Annotated in this window: 11 protein-coding genes; 2 read left to right on the top strand and 9 right to left on the bottom strand. The window is 68.9% G+C overall.

The features are described from left to right. From DW306_RS09355 to DW306_RS09395, 9 genes are all read right to left on the bottom strand, one after another. Nucleotides 1–1,139, bottom strand: a 1,139-nt coding sequence (locus DW306_RS09355; RefSeq protein WP_240747136.1) for a Gfo/Idh/MocA family oxidoreductase, incomplete at its 3' end; no start/stop codon positions are given. Further along, a complete protein-coding gene (locus DW306_RS09360) occupies nt 1,136–3,313 on the bottom strand; it encodes a beta-galactosidase (protein WP_136055334.1) in 2,178 nt (725 codons plus the stop codon). The genes DW306_RS09355 and DW306_RS09360, both read right to left, overlap by 4 nt. Further along, nucleotides 3,310–4,632 carry an alpha-L-fucosidase gene (locus tag DW306_RS09365; RefSeq protein WP_136055335.1) on the bottom strand — a complete coding sequence of 441 codons (1,323 nt, stop codon included), beginning with the start codon at nt 4,630–4,632 and terminating at the stop codon, nt 3,310–3,312. Before DW306_RS09365 ends, DW306_RS09360 begins: the two co-directional genes overlap by 4 nt. A gap of 29 nt (nt 4,633–4,661) precedes the next feature. Continuing rightward, a complete protein-coding gene (locus DW306_RS09370; protein WP_136055336.1) occupies nt 4,662–5,480 on the bottom strand; it encodes a carbohydrate ABC transporter permease in 819 nt (272 codons plus the stop codon). Then, nucleotides 5,477–6,367 carry a sugar ABC transporter permease gene (locus tag DW306_RS09375; protein WP_168429272.1) on the bottom strand — a complete coding sequence of 297 codons (891 nt, stop codon included), beginning with the start codon at nt 6,365–6,367 and terminating at the stop codon, nt 5,477–5,479. Before DW306_RS09375 ends, DW306_RS09370 begins: the two co-directional genes overlap by 4 nt. Before the next feature lie 28 nt (nt 6,368–6,395). Beyond that, on the bottom strand, nt 6,396–7,685 hold the full coding sequence (locus tag DW306_RS09380; protein ID WP_136055338.1) for an ABC transporter substrate-binding protein: 1,290 nt from the start codon (nt 7,683–7,685) through the stop codon (nt 6,396–6,398). A gap of 58 nt (nt 7,686–7,743) precedes the next feature. Beyond that, nucleotides 7,744–8,913 carry an ROK family transcriptional regulator gene (locus DW306_RS09385; RefSeq protein WP_136055339.1) on the bottom strand — a complete coding sequence of 390 codons (1,170 nt, stop codon included), beginning with the start codon at nt 8,911–8,913 and terminating at the stop codon, nt 7,744–7,746. Nucleotides 8,914–8,975: 62 nt separating this feature from the next. Next, nucleotides 8,976–11,105, bottom strand: coding sequence for an alpha-galactosidase (locus DW306_RS09390; RefSeq protein ID WP_136055340.1), 2,130 nt, complete (start codon nt 11,103–11,105; stop codon nt 8,976–8,978). A gap of 63 nt (nt 11,106–11,168) precedes the next feature. After that, the gene (locus tag DW306_RS09395; RefSeq protein WP_136055341.1) at nt 11,169–13,817 is read right to left on the bottom strand and encodes a discoidin domain-containing protein; all 2,649 of its coding nucleotides are present in this window, start codon (nt 13,815–13,817) and stop codon (nt 11,169–11,171) included. 147 nt (nt 13,818–13,964) lie between these two features. Here DW306_RS09395 and DW306_RS09400 point away from each other — a divergent pair, with 147 nt between their 5' ends. Beyond that, nucleotides 13,965–14,642 (top strand): response regulator transcription factor, encoded by a 678-nt coding sequence (locus DW306_RS09400; protein ID WP_136055342.1) that lies wholly within the window; start codon nt 13,965–13,967, stop codon nt 14,640–14,642. Then, nucleotides 14,635–15,981 carry a HAMP domain-containing sensor histidine kinase gene (locus DW306_RS09405; RefSeq protein ID WP_240747137.1) on the top strand — a complete coding sequence of 449 codons (1,347 nt, stop codon included), beginning with the start codon at nt 14,635–14,637 and terminating at the stop codon, nt 15,979–15,981. The genes DW306_RS09400 and DW306_RS09405 overlap by 8 nt, the downstream gene beginning before the upstream one ends. Nucleotides 15,982–16,201: the final 220 nt, after the last annotated feature.

Genomic DNA, 16,201 nt, shown 5'->3' on the forward strand with positions numbered 1-16,201 from the left:
CCTCGTATCCCTGGGCGGGATTGTTCAATGTGGAGTTCTGTTGGTGCGATCGCGGCAGCGACGGCGTCCCGGGCGGCGACCGGCGAGGTCTCCGTCGCGCCGCCGTCTCGCACGAACCGCAGGAACTCGTCGATGAGCAGCCGGTCGGCCCCGCCATGCAGCGCCCCCGCCGGAGGTTCCGGCACGACGTGCACCTCATCCGGTTCGGCGTATCCCCCGTGGCGTCGGTTCCAGACGTGCACGCGCCCCCCGACCTCATCCCCGAAGTTCTCCATGCGGCCCTCGGTGCCGATGATCGTGTAGCTCCGCCAGTAGTCCGGCGTGAAATGGCACTGCTGATACGACGCCAGCACGCCGCCGGTGAGCACCATGTTCATCTGCGAGATGTCTTCGACGTCGATGACCGGGGCGAGCCCGGTCTGCGCGAGCGGCGGCCAGTTCTCGAGGTCGAACCAGTCCGGCATCCGCTCCCCTGCGCGGTCGCGACGATCGGTGACGTCGCCGTACACGCTGAGCGCACCCATCGCGTTGACCCTCGTCGTGCGGGATCCGGCGAGCCAGTGGATCACGTCGAGGTCGTGCGCGCCCTTCTGCAGCAGCAGGCCGGTGGTGCGGCGGCGGTCCGCATGCCAGTCCTTGAAGTAGTAGTCGCCGCCGTTGCCGACGAAGTGCCGGCACCAGATCGCCCGCACGTCGCCGATCGCACCCTCCCGGATCAGGCGACGCATCAGCACGACCAGCGGCATGTGCCGCATGTTGTGCCCGACGTACAGCCGGGCTCCGCCGCGATGGGCGGCTTCCAGCAGCGCGTCGGCGTCGGCCAGGCTCGTGGCGAGCGGCTTCTCGCAGAACACCGCGATCCCGGCATCGAGGAGCGGCTCGGCCGCCTCGCGATGCCGGTCATCCGGCGTGAGAACCACCGCCGCATCGAGACCCGAGGCGATGAACGCGTCGCGGTCGCCCGTCACGAATGCGTCGGGCAGGGCGGCGGCGGCATCCGCACGTCCGCGTTCGCTGATGTCGAGCACGGCCGAGACGATCGCCCCCGTGCCCGGGCGATGGATGTCGCGCCAGAGGATCGAACGCAGGCCGAAGCCGACGATGCCGATCCGCAGGTCGCGCGGAGACGGGTCGGTCACGATCGCTCTCCCCATACGACCCTCACCCGTGCCCGCAGCTCGTGTCCGCGCACGGCCGGCGAGGTGTCGGCCCGACGCTCGACACCGCGGATGCCGTCGTCCCACGGCTCGACGTGCACGATCAGTTCGCCGGGCCAGGTCGCGCGCGCGTGCACGAGGTCGATGCTCCACGCCTCTCCGTGGAAGAGGTCTTCGGTCACCACGGCGCCGTCGACGAGGAGCGCGGCGGACGCGCCGACGTAGTCGATCGTGAGCTGCGCCTCTGCGAGACCGTCGAGTGAGCCGGCCCGCACGTCGATGCGCCATCGCCCCTCGCCGGCGGGCACGAGGGCGGTTTCGGCGAGGGAGGGAGCCGGGGCGGTGAGCGCCCAGCGGTCGGCACCGGGAACGCCCGCGCTCCCGAGCCTCTTCCACGAGGCGCTCGGAGCGACCCCGTCGCCGGGGAGCACGTCGACGACCAGCTCATCGCCGGCGGGCACGAGCCAGGCAGGCGCATCGATGTCGACGAGGTCTCCGCCACGGCTGAACACCAGCCGCTCCGCGCCGTCGAGTGTCACGCGGCTCGCGGCGAGCGAATCCTCCTCGCTCACGACGATGACCCGCCCCGATCCGATCCGCGCGGCCCACGGCGCTTCTCCGGACGCGATGGTCGTGCCGGCGGCATCCGCGCGCAGCGTCACGTCGCCGTTTTCGATCCGCAGCTCATCGGTCGTGGCGAGTTCGCCCGGGCTCCACGATGGTCGCCAGACCACGACCGTGTCGATGCCGTCGAGCCGCATCCTCGCCAGAGGCGGCAGCGTCGCCCAGAGGATCTCGGCATCGCCGACCGCCAGGCGCACCGGGAAGACCGCGTATGCACCCGGAGGCATATGCAGCGGCCGATCCGGCACGGTGAGCGTCGCGCCGCCGTCGACCACCTCCACCTGCACGTCGTGGCGCTCCGGCATGGCGACGTTGCGCTGTCGGTTGTTCACGAACCAGAACCCACGGCCGTGCTCATCGAAGCGGCCGATGTGCCGCAGCCTCATGGTGTCGTCGGGTTCGTGCCGGGCGCGCGGGTCGCGCACCACCCCGGCGGCGTCGAGCTCCGGGGTGAACGAGCGGATGAATCCGTGCAGACGCCGGTAGCGCGACCAGCTCGCCCGCCGCACCCCGAACTCGCCCACCGGCGCCTGGAAGTCGTAGCTGCACGACCAGTCGCCGTGCAGCCCCGGCCGCTGCGTGCCGCCGTGGAACAGGTAGTACCCGAGCATCGCGGCGCCGCGGCCGAGTCCGTCGTACGCCTGGGCGACCACATCGTCGGCATCCACGAGGAAGCGGTCGAGACCCCGCATCGGGCTGCCGGTTCCCATCTCGATGTAGCCGCGCGGGTAGTCGTCGGCCGCGTAGTAGATGCGGCCGAGGTCGGTGGTCGCCTGCCATTCATCCGTGCCGAACGAGAAGCCGCTGACCGGAGCGGTGCCTCCTCCGCTCTCCCACCCGCGGTAGGCGTAGCCGCCCAGCAGAGGCAGCACATGCGTCGCCGGGTCGAAGCGCGTGTTCGCCGTCACGCTGAAGAAGGGGGCGTCCAGACCGCAGCGCACCGCGAGCCCGCGCAGCGTGGCGATGTGCGCGGGGTCGCCGTCGTCGAACTCGTTCTCGATCTGGATCGCGATGATCGGCCCGCCGTCGGCGAAGCCGAGTCCTGCGACCTCCGCCGCCAGCCGCCTCCAGTACCGCTCGACGTGGGCGAGGTAGAGGGAATCGTCGGATCGGCTGCCGGGCAGCGCGAACTCCGGCAGCCCACCGTTGGCGGCCTCCGCGTTGCAGTAGGGACCGATGCGCAGCCATAAGTTCAGCCGCAGCGACGCGCACTCCTCGACGAACGCCCGGACGTCGCCGTCGCCCGACCACCGCCACTCACCCGGTGCGATCTCGTGATGGTTCCACAGCACGTACGTCGCGATGGTGTCGAGTCCCGCCGCCTTCATCTTCGCGAGCTCGTCGTGCCAGCGGTGTCGCGGCGCCCGGGCGAAGGGGTACTCGCCGCTGAGCGGGAACCACGGTCGACCGTCTTGCACCCACCCGCGGCGACTCACCTGGAGCACCTCGCCATCGGGTCCGGCTCCCCCGGCCCATGCGAACGGCGCGGGCGAGCGGCACTCGCGTCGCGCGAGGTCGAGGCGGCTCCTCACCGGTCGCCGTCCTCCTCGTCCGCCAGTTCGATCGCGATCACGGTGTCGACGGCATCGGGCAGCGGGTAGGTGAACTGCGGGTTCTCGCCGAACGAGACGAAGACGGTGTCGGGATACGGCTCGGTGAGCCAGAACGTCACGGGTTCGATCGCCTGCCCGGTCGTCAGCAGCCGCAGGGAGCGCACGGCCGCCTTGTCGACTCCGGTGAGCGCGAGCGGCCCGATGGGCCCCTCGAACACGTGTGCGTACAGGGTGTTCCCCCGGCGGGTGTAGTACCCCCATTCGGGTTTGGGGATGCCGGCGATCCCGGCGCCGTGGATGCTCTCGCCGTTGCGCTCCATCCAGTCGCCCACCTCGTGCAGCATCCGCACGGACTCCTCGGGGAACGAGCCGTCGGGACGAGGTCCGACGTTCAGCAGCATGTTGCCGCCCTTGCTGACGATCTCGACGAGCTTCCGGATGATGGTCTTCGTCGGCTTGAACGCCGTGTCCCCGCGGAAGTATCCCCAGTTGTTGTTGTGGGTGAAGTTCGCCTCCCACGGGACCGGATCGCCCTTGACGTTGCGGATGCCCTCCGCCGGGATCAGCTGCTCCGGAGACACCCAGTCCCCGGCCCAGTCGCTCGGATCCTCTTCGACGAGCGAGCCGAAGCCCCCGCCGCTGGTCTCGAGGCGGTTGTTGATGAGGATGTCGGGCTGATGACGGCGGACCATCGCGAGCAGCTCGTCGGCCTTCCACGTCTCGCCGATCATGGATCCGTACGAGAAGTCGAACCAGAGGATGTCGAGCTTCCCGTAACCCGACACCAGCTCCTCCACCTGTGCGTGCATGTAGTCGAGGTACCGGGGGAAGTCGGGGCGGTGATCGGCCCAGGCGGGGTCGCCGCGATGCGGGTGGTGCTCGTCCTCGTACGCCGGGTAGTCGGGGTGGTGCCAGTCGAGCAGCGAGTAGTACAGCCCGACCTTGATTCCGCGCGCCCGGAAGGCTTCGAGGAACTCGCGCACGAGGTCACGACCGAAGCCGTTGTGCATCGACGTGTAATCGGTGAGCTTCGAGTCGAACAGGCAGAAGCCCTCGTGATGCTTGGCGACCATCACCGCGTACTTCATGCCGGCCTTCGCCGCGTCATCCGCCCATCTCTCCGGATCGAAGTGCTGCGGCCGGAAGCCGTCGATCGCCGGCTGGTAGTCCTCGATCGAGACGCGCTCCATCGACCGCCACCACGCTTCGTCCTGGATGACCGTGTACCCGCCGAAGTGGATGAACAGTCCGAAACGGTCCTCGCGGAACCAGGCGGAGCGGGCGAAGCGGTCGGTCATGCGGTGCCTTTCGATCGCAGGGGAGGTCATCAGCTCTTCACCGCGCCCGCCATGATGCCCGACATGATGTAGCGCTGGGCGAGCAGGAACACGACGACCATCGGGAGCGCGGTCACCACGAGGTTCGCCGAGACGAGGGCGTAGTCGAACGAGTGCAGACTCTGGAAGTTGAAGATGGTCATCGGAAGGGTCCAGACATCGGAGTTGGTGAGGAACAGCACGTTCTGGAACTCGTTCCACGCGAACGTGACGACGAGCACCATCACCGTGAGGGTGACGGGGCGCATCAACGGGAAGATGATGCGGAAGAAGATGGTGAACGCTCCCGCGCCGTCGATCAGCGCGGCCTCGTCGATCTCCCGCGGGATCTGGCGGATGAAGCCGACGAGCAGCAGGGTGGTGAACGGGATCTGCGAGGCCACGTCGACGAGGATGAGCCCCAGGTGCGTGTTCGACAGCCCGACCAGCTGCAGCAGCCGGATGGCCGGGATCACCGCGAACGGGGCGATGAGGCCGACGAGCAGATACGCGTACACGCCCTTGCTGAACCAGTCCGTCCGGCGGGCGATCACATAGGCGGCGAGCGAGCAGACCGCGATCGTGCCGATCGTCACGCCGCCGGCGACGATGATGCTGTTGACGAGCGCGCGGGCGATGGCGGGGTCGCCGAGCACCGTGGCGTAGTTCGAGAACATCCAGTTCTCCGGCAGCGCGAAGGTGAACGTCGCGGCCTCGGCCGAGGTCTTCACCGAGTTGAGCAGGATCAGCAGCAGCGGGGCCAGGTAGACGAACAGCACCGCCGCGGCGGCGAGGGAGGTCAGGACCCGGGGGATCGTCGAGGTCTTCACAGGTCCTTCACCTTCGTGCTGCGGTTGATGACCGCGTTGAGCGCGAGCGCGATCATCGTCACCAGGATGAACTGCGTGAAGCTCACCGCTGAGGCATAGCCCAGGTTCGAGGTGCTCAGCGCCTTGAGGTTGAAGATCGTCAGCACGCTGGTCGCCGTACCGGGACCGCCGCCGGTCGTGGCGATGATGATGTCGAACGCCTTCATGCCGGCGACGAACGAGAGCAGCGCGGTCAGCGTGATCGCATGCGAGATGAACGGGATCTTCAGGTAGCGGGTCATCTGCCACGCCGAGACGCCGTCGAGGTTCGCGGCCTCGATGAGGTCTTTCGGCACGGCCTGCAGAGCCGCGAGGACGATCACCATGGTCCAGCCGACGCCCATCCAGGTCTCGACGACGGCGACGGTGATGAGTGCCAGATCGAAGCTCCCGAACCAGTCCTGCGCGAGGAAGCCGAGGCCGAGGCCGCGCAGGGCCTGGTTGACCGGGCCGTCATTCGCGAGGAGGAAGTAGAAGGTGGAGCCGACGACGATCGTCGAGAGCATCATCGGCAGATACACGAGAGCGCGCAGGCCGTGATTGCCGCGGAAGGCCCGATCGAGCAGGAACGCGAGCGCCACGCCGACGACGGTTTTCAGCACCGTCACGATCACCGCGTAGAGGAACTGCAGACCGACCGACTGCAGGAACCCCGGCAGGTTGTCGACGTACAGGAGCTCGAAATTGCGGATGCCGATGAACTCCTGCGTGCGCGAAAGCGTGGACGCATCCGTGAAGGCGAGCCACAGTCCGAGGAGCGCGGGGAAGAGGAAGAAGATCGTGAAGACCGCGATGGCGGGCACGAGGAACGTCCTCGGGTACACCCGCGCCGCCAGAGCGTTCTTCATCTTCTTCCTCTCCCTCGAACCGCTCGGCTCAGAACCCGTCGAGACCGGCGGTCTTGCCGGCGGCCTGCCAGGCGGCGTCGTAGCGCGTGCCGAACTCGGTGACGTCGATACGGCCGGCCAGCAGCTCCTGGTAGGCGGCGATGATGTCGTCCTGCGGGGTCGGGAACCGCGCGGCCGTGTCGAACGCGGCGCCGGTCTTCTTCTCATCGACCCACCCCTGGATCTCGTCCATGACCGGGTCGGGCTCGGCGACCGTGACGTCGGTGAAGGCCGGGACACCGGGGTTGCTGGCGAGGAAGTTCTCGACCTGCGCGGGCTCGATCAGGAACTCGAGCAGCTCGCGGGCGGCATCCTTCTGGGTGCTGTCCTTCGCGATGTGCATGATGTTCGGCTGGCTCAGGGCGATCTGCGTGGCACCCGACGGGTTCGGCAGCGCGAAGAAGCCGAAGTTCCCCTCCGGGTTCGCCCCGCGGATCTCGCCGATCACCCAGCTGCCGTTGATGATCGCGCCGGCCGTGCCGTCGGCGACGGCCGCCGTGGCCTGCTCGTAGCTCGCGGTGAGGACATCGGCGTTGGTGAGCCCGTCCTTCGCCCATCCCGCCAGAGCGTCGTACTGGTCGTCGAATCCGGACACCTCCGACCAGGTCCCCTCGTTGCTCGCCATCTCCTTCGGGAGGTCGGCGTTGTCGCCGATGAAGTCGGCGTTGACCGCGTTGCGGTGCTGCAGCAGCGTCCACCCGTCCTTGCCGGACAGGAAGAGCGGCGTCACGCCCGTGGCCTTCACCGCGGCGAAGGCGGCGGTGAGGTCGTCGAGGGTCTCGGGCTGCGCGTCGACCCCCGCCGCTTCGAACACATCCTTGTTGTAGAAGATGCCGAAGGTGCTGAGGCCGTCGGCGGCAGGGATGCCGTAGAGCTTGCCGTCGGCCGCCTTCATCGACTCGAACACCGAGCTCGGCATCCGGTCCTGGAAGGCGGGCTTCGTGATCTCGGTCATGAACGATCCCGGGTCCTTCTCCTCGTTGAGTCCGGCGAAGACGTCGACGCCGCCGCCCGAGGAGATCTTGGCGCGGATGTTCTGGTCGTACTGTTCGTCGGGAACGCCCTGCACCTCGACCTCGACGCCGGTCTTCTCGGTGTAGGCGTCGATGTTCTCCTGGAGGCCCTCGTAGTTGGCCCAGCTGCTCGGCACCATGTAGACGAGGGGCTTGTCGCTGCCCTCGCTCGGGGCGCCGCCCGAGCCGGAGCAGCCGGCGAGGGCGATGGCCAGTGTCGAGGCCGCCGCCGTGAACGCGATGATGCGCGCAGTCTTCATTGACATTGTTCTTCCTTGGTGCGGTGAGGGGCCCCGGTGCGGGTGCGCCGGGGAGGTCGGCAGGTCAGACCAGAACGGTTCTGCGGCCGCTGATCGCGGAGGACAATCGGGTGCGATCGAGAACGTGAGGCGCCATTCCTGGGCCGATGAGGTCTTCTGCCGCGCCGTCGAGCGCGGTGAGGGCTGCGCCGATGACGGTCCCGAACTGACCGAATTCGCTCACGACGATCGGCGCGACGATCGGCAGGTCGCGATCGAGATGTGCGCGGACGCGAGCGACGAGCGCGTCGTGCACGGCCAGCGGTCCGTGCAGAACGATCAGCTCCGGGTCGATCACGAGCTGGAGCATCGCGATCTGCTCGGCGGCGAGCGCCGTGAACCGGTGGAGAGAGGCATCTGCCGCCGCATCGCCGCCGTCGGCGGCGTCGACGAGCGCGCTCACGTCGGGATCGGAGGGCCATTCGGCATCGTCGAGGTGATTCTGCGCGGCACTGAATCGCTGCTGGGTGTTGCCGGACCGTCCGTTGGCGCCGCCGTGCACTCGTCCGTCGATGACGATGCCGGCGCTCACGCGATGCCACAGGATCGGCACGACGAACGTGTCGACGTCTTTCGCGGCGCCCATCCGTCGCTCCGTCGACATCGCCGCAGCGAGGTCGTGCATCGTGTCGGTCGGCACGTCGAACGCGGCGCCGATGAGCGGGGGCACGGCCTCGCCGCGCCACTCCTCGAACGCCGCCGCTTCGATGAAGACACCGGAGGGATCCATCGAGCCCGGAACGGCGACCCCGACGCGGACGAGCTTCTTGCCCAGCTCGGCGGCGGCCTGCTCCACCCAGGCGGCGGCGCTGGTCAGACGCGCCTGCGCGCTCGGCACGGTGACCGGCCTCTCGTCATGCCACAGCTCCCGGCCGAGAAGGTCGGTGATGAGAAGTCGCTCGACATGCTTCGCGAGCTCCAGTCCGGCGACGACGCCCGCGTCGGCGACGAACGAGAATCGCGAGGCCGGGCGACCGGCGCCGGTCGGAGCGTTGGCCGCGACCTCGATGAGGAGTCCGGCGTCGTAGAGGTCCTGCAGTCGAGCCCGCACGGTGGGTCGTGACAGTCCGGTGGCTTCGGCGACCTCGGCGATGGTCATGGAACCCGCGGAGCGGATGACCTCGGCACAGCGCGCGCTGTTGGCGCGGCGCAGTTCGAGCATCTGGTCCGAGTTCGCGGTGACGACGCGTTCCATGTCGACCTCCTCGTCGTGGATCGATTCCAGTACCCCATTTATAAATAGGGTTTCCCAAGATGTCAAGAAGTTTTTCCTAATGCCTCGAGGTCGACGATCACGGGGTCGTCGACGCCGACGCCCGGCGCCTCGATCCCGACCTCCGCGAGGACGCGGCCGGTCAGCACGAGCTCTTCTCTCGCCCACGGGGGCGTCTCGTGAGCCGCGAGTTCGCGCGCGAGCCTCACGCGATAGCGCCGGTCCGGAGTCAGGCCGACGAAGCGCATACGACCGGGCGGCCAGCCCGCCGGACGCTCGCGCAGGAGATAGAGGTACACCGCACCGGCGTCGCCCACGACCCCATCGAGGGATGCCGCTCCGCCGGCGAGATCCGCATGCACGACCCTCCCGCTGTGCAGCAGCGCCCGATGTTCGCGGTGGAAGGCGATCCACCCGCGGAGTTCCCCCTGCTCGTCGTCGCCGAGCGCGGCGAGGTCGGCCTCGACCCCCAGCTGCCACATGCTCGCGACCGCGCCGCGGAAGCCCAGCGGGGCGACGCGACCCGTCGAGTAGGCGCGCGGCTCGCCGATATGCGTGCCGATGAGCTCCGGTGGCAGCAGGAGCGATGTCCAGCGGTTGATGTCGACGCGCTCGTGGGGATCGCTGCAGTCCGACGCCCACACCCGGTCGGCGCGCTCGAGGATGCCGAGATCGATGCGTGCACCCCCGCTGGAGCACGCCTCGATCTCGAGACCCGGGAACCGTGCGCGGAGCGCGTCCATCAGCCGGTAGACGGCGAGGGTCTGCGCGCGATGACCCGCCCGACCGGTCGGACTGTGCCCCGCGTCGAGGAGCGAGCGGTTGTGATCCCACTTGAGGAAATCGATGCCGAGGCGCTCGATCAGCGTCGCCATCTGGGCGAGCACGTGGGCGAAGGCGCCGTCGTGCCCGAGGTCCAGCACGTGCTGGTGCCGTGCAGCGATGCCGACTCCGTGGCCGGCGTCGAAGATCCATTCCGGATGGGCTCGGGCGAGGTCCGAGTCGAGGTTCACCATCTCGGGCTCGAACCACAGCCCGAACCCCATGCCGAGCTCGTGCACGCGCGACGCGAGCGCGTCGAGGCCCCGCGGCCAGACCTCCGGCGAGACGACCCAGTCGCCGAGTCCTGCGCGATCATGCCGCCGCGCACCGAACCAGCCGTCGTCGAGCACGAAGCGCTCCAGACCGAACGCGGCCGCGCGCTCCGCCGCCGCGAGAAGCTCGGCCTCGTCGTGATCGAAGTACACCGCCTCCCAGGTGTTGAGCAGCATCGGCCGCGGCAGCGAGGGGTGCGTCTTCCGAGCACGGAGGTGGTCGTGGAACCGGGCCGCGAGCGCGTCGAGGCCGTCGCCCCACGAGCCGTACAACCACGGCGACACGACGTGCTCGCCGGGGCGCAGGACCAGCTCGTCGGGGTAGAGGAACTCGCCGCCGCTCAGCATCCGCGTGCCTCCGGACGTGCGTTCGGCGACGATCCGCTGGTTGCCGCTCCAGCCCAGATGGATGCCCCACACCTCGCCGCGACGGAAGTCGAACCCGTGCTCTCCGGCCACCGTCAGTGTCGGCGCCTCGAAGCCCGGCTTCCCGCCTCGGGCCTCGCGCACCCAGCATCCGATGTCGAACGGCCTGCGCTGCGGCATCCGCTCGCGCGTCCAGCGGCCGGCCAGATCGAACAGCTCGTCGGCGTGCGCGGGCACCGGGAGGGCGAGGGCCAGGCGATCCACCCGGTACGCGCCGCCGAGGTTGCGCAGCGTCGGCCTCGCCCGCAGCAGTCCGCCGCCGTCGAGTTCGATCTCGATCTCGATCTCGAGCGCGCTCTCCGGGTCTTCCGCCAGCACGACGAGGCGATCGGCGGCGGACGTGTCCTCCCGGCGCCCGCGCGCGTGCCGGAAGAGCGGCGCCCAGGCGGACCCGTCACGGCTGCCCGCGAGGCCCGACTCGCCCAGCCAGGCTTCGGCGAGCTGCGGGAGCATCGGCACCGGCTGGGGCGCGTAGATCACGGTGTCGCCGAGCGGCGGCAGCGCCGCACGCTCCATCGCGGCGAGCGCGTCGTCGTCGAGCACGCCGAGATCGGCGCCCCAGTGCAGGATGCGCGGGAGGCGGCCGTCGCTCAGCGTGACGACGAGGCTCACTCCTCCGCGGCGGAGGTGATGGATGACTTCCTGACGTCGCATGGCGGTCCTTCCTGCGCGGCAGCGGCCCGGGTGCGCGCACCCGGGCCGCTGCGTTCGGTCGTGCTAGCGGACTCGGACTTCGGCGAGCTGCAGGATCTTGCCGGATCCCGGCACCGTGATCTTCACGTACCTTCCGGTCACGCCACCCGTGCTGATGGTCTCCGACGGCGTCGGATAGCCGACGCGCGTGCTCGACCAGACGACCGCACCGCCTGCGTCGAGCACCTCGACCCTGTAGCCCGACAGGCGCTCCGGGTTCTCGACCCTGTTCCAGACCTCGATCTGGGTGATCGCCACCGCCGACCCGAGGTCGACCTGCCACCACGGGTTCGATTCGGTGCCGGTGTGGGAGACCGATCCGTTGGCCCACACGCCGTCCGTGTTGCCGTCGACCGCCCGCGACGCCGGCCCGGTGCCGTCGCCCCCGGTGTAGGTCGAGCTCTGGGTGGCGGTCTTGCCCTGGGCGAGGTTCGGCGCCTGTGGCGGGCGGACGAGCACCTCCGCCAGCTGGAGGATCTTGCCCGTCCCGGGAACCGTGATCTTCACGTAGCGCCCGGTGCCGGTGCCGATCGTCTCCGTCGGCGTGGGATAGCCGGTGCGGGTGCTCGACCAGACGACGGTGTTCGCGGCATTGAGCACCTCGATCCTGTATCCGCTCAGACGGTCGCTGCAGCAGTCGGTGCGGTTCCAGACCTCGATCTGCCCGATGGCCTGATCCGAGCCGAGGTCCACCTGCCACCACGGGTTCGTCGTGCCGTTCCCGTCGGTGTGCGACACCGAGCCGTTGGCGAAGACGCCGTCGGTGTTGCCGTCCACAGCGCGACCGGCCGTCTGTCCGCCCGACCACTGCGAACTCTGGGTCGCCGCCTTGCCTGCGGCGAGGTCGACGGCCGCCGGCAGGCCGGGACCATCGGTCTGCACGCTGAACTTCACCAGGCCGTTGTGCACGATCGAGACGGTGATCGTCTTCGTCGCCGCGTTCCAGGACTGGGTCTGCGTGTAGGGACGCGTGGCCGTCGTGTTCGCCGCGAAGGTCACGAGCGGCTGCCCGCCCTGCCAGGTGCCGTTGACCGTGAACCTCGTCGTGCGGATGTCGCGGGCCGAGCGGTCGTTCAGCGGAAGGTTCGACGCGGTCTGCACCACGCCGTTCGCATCCTTGACCGGGTTGCCCGAGCCGTCGAGCTTCACGCTCGTGTAGTCCTTGATGTACCGGTAGGTCTGCCACTTGTCGAAGTCGGTGCCCGGTGCCACGCCGTAGATGCTCGACGTGCGCACGTTGTCCTTGTTGACGCGGTAGTTGTTCAGGATCACGTCGACTTTGTTCGTCGACTCCGTCATGACCGCGAAGGTGTGGTTGGGCGCCTCGATGCCGAAGCCCGTCGCCGCCGACTGTCGGGGATCGAAGCTCGAACTGGCGACGCCTTCGCGGTTCTCGGCGTAGTTCATCCAGTACCACGTCTTGGTGTTCCGCAGCAGGAAGGTGTTGCTGGCGATCGCCTCCTGCGGATACAGGGCGTCGAACCACGATTGACTCTGACCCGATGTCGCGATGTTCTCGAACATCGACAGGTCGGCGTTCGGGATCGTGCTCGGCACCATCGGGATGATCCCGTACCGGCCGGTGCGCGGGAAGATGTTCGACGCCGAGGTGTCCCACATCGTCGACTCGTTGTACACGCTGCCCTTGTAGACCATCTTGTTCTGGTCGAGGACCTCCTGCTTGGTGGGGATCCGGATCGCCCCCGACTTCAGGTCGCGCAGGAACGGGATGATCCCGAACTCGTAGCCCGCGAGACGCTCTCCGTCGGTGACGTTGGTGAACCACTGCGCCTCGGTCTTGAACGCGGTTCCGCCCTGCGAGACGACCTTCAGCATCGACTGCACCGTCATCGCCTCGGGATACTGCAGGATGTCCTTCCACGTCTGGCTTCCGCTGCCCCAGAGCCGGCCGTAGCCGTTCAGACCCCAGTGCCACCAGTCCGACGACGATCCCCAGTTGCCGATCGAGTTCGAGAGCCACATCCCCAGGTTGAGGGCGTCGGTGTCGGTGTCGCCGAACGACTCCTTGTTCATGAAGATGATGTTCTGCGGGTTGGCGCGGATCTTCGACAGCAGGGTCGCGTTGTCCTGGAGCCAGGTGATCATCGTGCCGGCGCCCCAGATGTTCGTGTCGGTCCACACGAAGTGCAGTCCCTCGTCGACCGCCAGCTGCACGAGCTCGGCCAGGTAGGAGGACTGGTTGCTCCCGTTGTAGAGCTCGGCGCCGTTGACGCCCTGCATCATCGAATGCGTCTCGGCGAGGGTGCGGAAGAAGGACACGGGGATCAGGTCGGCCGTGGGGGTCTCGCCGTTGAGCGCCTGCACGAAGAAGGGGATGTTCGCCGCCTGGGCGGCATCGGCCTGGGCGGTGATCCAGCTCGTGACCGACGGCTTGTTCTTGAGCGACTCGTCGGCGATGAACATCACGACGGTGTTCTCTTTGAGGTCCGCGGGGATCCTGCCCCAGAGGTCGGTCACCACGTCGGTCTGATCGGGCCCCTCACCGCCCTTGTAGAAATTGGTGATGAAGACGGGCTTCTCCCGGGAGACCTCCCTTCGCAGCGGGTCGGCGGCGGCCGCGGGCGCGGTCGCCACGACCACCCCCAGTGGAGCAAGGAGGAGGGCGGCGATCGCGATCGCCACTCCCCGCCGGAATCTGTGTGAGAACGTCATCGTTCCTCCCGGTTCACCAATTATGAAATAGTCTTTCTTATACCCCCTCTTCGAGGTTAGGTTTCACCGGAAGACAGCGTCAAGCGGTTTCATAATTCCGGCGCACGCTTCAGCCCGGATTCAGCGTCGGGCCGCCACACTGGAGGAATGCGGATCCTGGTAGTCGACGACGAGGTGCGCCTCGCCGACGGCGTCCGGCGCGGACTGGAGGCGGAGGGCTTCGCGGTCGACGTGGCCCACAACGGGGTCGACGGACTCTGGCGGGCGCGCGAGACGCGGTACGACGCGATCGTGCTCGACCTGATGATGCCCGGCATGAGCGGCTGGAAGGTGTGCGAGGCGCTGCGCGCCGAGGAGAACTGGACGCCGGTGCTGATGCTGACCGCGAAGGACGGCGAGTGGGACCAGGTCGAGGCGCTCGAGACCGGCGCCGACGACTACGTCACCAAGCCGTTCTCGTTCGCGATCCTCGTCGCGCGGATCCGCGCCCTGGTCCGTCGGGGCGCCGTCGCGCGTCCGGCCGTGCTCGAGGCCGGCGACCTGCGGCTCGACCCCGCCGCGCACCGCGTCTGGCGCGGCGAGACCCCCGTATCTCTGACCGCGCGGGAGTTCTCGGTGCTCGAGTTCCTGATGCGCCACCGCGGACAGGTCATCTCCAAGCGCACCCTGATCGACGGCGTCTGGGACGACGACTTCGACGGCGACCCGAACATCGTCGAGGTGTACGTCGGTCATCTGCGGCGCAAGCTCGACAAGCCGTTCGGGCGCGAGGCGATCGAGACCATCCGCGGCGCCGGTTACCGGTTGGCGGCAGACGGTGGCTAGTCGTTCGGTGGCCGGCCGCTGGTGGCGGTCCGTGCGCGGCAGGACGACCCTCGGTGCCACGCTGATCGTCGCGGTGGTGCTGGTGGTCGGGGCGATCTCCTTCTCCGTCGTGCTGAGCACCAGCGTGCACGGCGCGTCGCAGCAGGCGGCCGAGCAGAGACTCGACGAGCTCGCCGAGCGCGGCGACGGACCGGGGCGCCCCGGGGCGGACGGCCGCGACATCGAGAACCTCGAAGACGAGTTCGTGCAGATCCTCGGTCCCGACGGCGCGGTGCGCACGGCCAGCGACGACGCCCGCGACGCGCTCGGCACGACACCCCTCCCGGTCGACGACGACGCGCGGACCATGACCATCGACGGCGAGCCGATGCTCGTCGTGTCCGACGACCTCGAGGGAGATCAGACCCTCGTGCTCGCCGTCTCGGTCGAAGACGATGCCGAGACGCTGACGACGGTCTCGACGCTGCTGGCCGTGGCGGTGCCGCTCGTCGTGCTGCTGGTCGCGGTCACGACCTGGCTCGTGACAGGTCGTGCCCTGCGCCCCGTGACGCGCATCCGGCAGGAGGTCGACGGCATCACGGCCGAGCGCCTCCACCAGCGTCTGGCCGTGCCCGATTCCGCCGACGAGGTCGCCGCGCTCGCGTCGACCATGAACGGGATGCTCGATCGATTGGATGCCGCGGCGACGGCGCAGCGCCGCTTCGTGTCCGATGCGTCGCACGAGCTGCGCTCGCCCCTCGCCACGATCCGCCAGCATGCAGAGCTCGCCCAGGCGCACCCCGGCGTGACCAGCATCGGCGAGCTGGCGGAGATCGTGTCGGAAGAGGGCATCCGTCTGCAGGGGATCGTGGAGTCGCTGCTGCTGCTCGCCCGCCTCGACGAGGGCGTCACCCCTCACGATGAACCGGTGGACCTCGACGATCTGGCCCTCGGCGAGGTACGCCGCCTCCGCGCCGCGGGTCTCGAGGTCGACGGCTCGGGCATCGCCGCCGCCCGCGTCTCGGGCGATCCGCGACTGCTCGGCCAGCTGCTGCGCAATCTCGCGGACAACGCCGCCCGTCATGCGCGCGGACGCATCGCCCTCGGCGTCACCCCGGTGGACCGCCATGTGTTCGTGACGATCGAAGACGACGGGGACGGCGTTCCCGCGGCGGAGCGGGAGCGGATCTTCGAGCGCTTCGTACGCCTCGACGAGGCGCGCAGCCGCGATGCCGGCGGCAGCGGCCTTGGCCTGGCGATCGCTCAGGGCATCGCGGCGGCCGAGGGCGGCACGGTGCTCGTCGACGAATCGCGCTGGGGCGGCGCCCGGTTCGTCGTCACCCTGCCGCTCGCTTCCTGAAGAGGTCTTCAGGACGCTTCAGGAAGGCTTCAGTGCCCGCGCGGGAGCATCGTCACATGGACGACAAGACACCCACTCCCGACCAGACCCCCGACCACAGCGCCGACAACAGCGCCGACAACAGCGCCGACCAGCCGACCGCGCCCGTCACCCCGGCAGCGGACGCCGCACCCGAGACGCAGACGGCGGCGGAGCCGTCGGTCGCCGCGCCCCCGGCAGC

The sequence above is a fragment of the Microbacterium sp. K24 genome, from assembly GCF_004794465.1.
Taxonomy (GTDB): domain Bacteria; phylum Actinomycetota; class Actinomycetes; order Actinomycetales; family Microbacteriaceae; genus Microbacterium.